Here is a 396-nt window from a genome sequence, read left to right as displayed (position 1 = left end):
GTTCTTCGGCTTCTACTCGATCGAAGAGCATCAGTTGACCCTCGGCGGCGAGGAGACGGTCATCTGGGACTTGATGGGTAAGAACTCGCTGCTCTTCCATATGGACATCGACCATGGCGACGGCGAGTCGCTGAAATCGCAGTTCGTGCGGCAGGCGCAGACGTGGTTCGACAGCGTCTGGAAAATCAGCAAACCCATCAACTCGAACACGTAGGAGCGGAATGCCGCCGACTGTGGACGATCTCGGCATCGTCATCGTCACGCACAACAATGCGGACGAACTCTCTCAGTGCCTCGACGCCGTGCAGAAACATGCAGCTGGGTCGTATGTTGTTATACGGGACTGCAATTCATCCGACACGACCGTTGAGCTTGCCAAGGCTCACCCGGCCGTGG

The 396-nt window shown here is 57.3% G+C and carries 1 protein-coding gene; it reads left to right on the top strand.

The window, feature by feature from the left end:
- Positions 1-214 (top strand): hypothetical protein (locus tag ON44_RS33550; protein WP_040697944.1); only part of this gene is annotated, 214 nt, incomplete at its 5' end.
- Positions 215-396 lie beyond the last annotated feature (182 nt).

It is taken from the genome of Nocardia vinacea NBRC 16497 (assembly GCF_000308835.1).
In the GTDB taxonomy this organism is placed as follows: Bacteria; Actinomycetota; Actinomycetes; order Mycobacteriales; family Mycobacteriaceae; genus Nocardia; species Nocardia vinacea.
The sequence above is the reverse complement of the archived record's forward strand: the minus strand, read 5'-3'. Positions and strand labels throughout refer to the sequence as shown.